Origin of the sequence: Streptomyces violaceorubidus (assembly GCF_000717995.1) — a bacterium.
Lineage (GTDB): Bacteria > Actinomycetota > Actinomycetes > Streptomycetales > Streptomycetaceae > Streptomyces > Streptomyces violaceorubidus.
This window is the reverse complement of record NZ_JODM01000108.1, coordinates 1-1,327: the sequence shown is the minus strand read 5'-3', so window position 1 is coordinate 1,327 and position 1,327 is coordinate 1. Positions and strand designations below refer to the sequence as shown.

Annotated in this window: 1 protein-coding gene and 1 pseudogene; both read left to right on the top strand. The window is 71.1% G+C overall.

Going from position 1 to position 1,327, the window contains the following annotated elements; translation table 11 throughout:
* A pseudogene (locus IE94_RS0134185) lies at positions 1-186 on the top strand (beta-ketothiolase); the annotation flags it as partial.
* A 43-nt stretch (positions 187-229) separates the two neighbouring features.
* On the top strand, positions 230-1,327 hold a 1,098-nt coding region (locus tag IE94_RS0134180; RefSeq protein WP_030192280.1), incomplete at its 3' end, for an enoyl-CoA hydratase-related protein.

The following is a 1,327-nucleotide window of genomic DNA, read 5'->3' as shown; positions in this document are numbered from 1 at the left end:
CTGTCCCTGGACAAGGTCAACGTCAACGGCGGCGCCATCGCGCTCGGCCACCCCCTCGGCGCCACCGGCGCGATGATCCTCGGCACCCTCGTGGACGAACTGGAGCGCCAGGACAAGCGCTACGGCCTCGCCACCCTCTGCGTGGGCGGCGGCATGGGCATCGCCACCGTCGTCGAGCGCATCTGACCCCCTCCCGACGGATCACGACGGATACCTGGAGCACACCCTCATGAGCACCGAGCCCACCACCATCCGCTGGGAGCAGGACGACACCGGTGTCGTCACCCTCGTCCTCGACGACCCCGACCAGTCCGCGAACACCATGAACCAGGCGTTCCGTGACTCCTTGGCGGCGGTCACCGACCGTCTGGAGGCCGAGAAGGAGTCCGTCCGCGGCGTCATCGTCACCTCCGCCAAGAAGACCTTCTTCGCCGGCGGCGACCTGCGCGACCTCATCCGCGTCACCCCGGAGACCGCGCAGGACCTCTTCGACGGCGGCATGGCCATCAAGCGCAACCTGCGCCGCATCGAGACCCTCGGCAAGCCCGTCGTCGCCGCCCTGAACGGCGCGGCCCTCGGCGGCGGTTACGAGATCGCGCTGGCCTGCCACCACCGCGTCGCCCTCGACGCGCCAGGCTCCAAGATCGGCTGCCCCGAGGTCACCCTCGGCCTGCTCCCCGGAGGCGGCGGCGTCGTCCGCACCGTCCGGATGCTCGGCATCACCGACGCCCTGCTGAAGGTCCTCCTCCAGGGCACCCAGTACAACCCCCGCCGCGCCCTCGAAGCCGGTCTGGTCGACGAGGTCGCCGACAGCCGCGAGGACATGCTCGCCAGGGCCCGCGCCTTCATCGACGCCCACCCGGAGTCCGCCCAGCCCTGGGACCGGCCCGGCTACCGCGTCCCCGGCGGCACGCCCTCCCACCCGAAGTTCGCGGCCAACCTGCCCGCCTTCCCGGCCAACCTGCGCAAGCAGACGAACGGCGCCCCCTACCCGGCGCCGCGCAACATCATGGCCGCCGCCGTCGAGGGCGCCCAGGTCGACTTCGAGACCGCCCAGGTCATCGAGGCCCGCTACTTCGTCGAGCTGGCCGCCGGACAGACCTCGAAGAACATGATCCAGGCGTTCTTCTTCGATCTCCAGGCGGTCAACTCGGGCGCGAACCGCCCGAAGGGCGTCGAGCCGGGGAAGGTGTCCAAGGTCGCGGTGCTGGGCGCGGGGATGATGGGTGCGGGCATCGCCTACTCGTGTGCCCGCGCGGGCATCGAGGTGGTGCTGAAGGACGTCTCGCTGGAGGCGGCGCTCAGGGGCAGGGCGTACTCGGAGAAG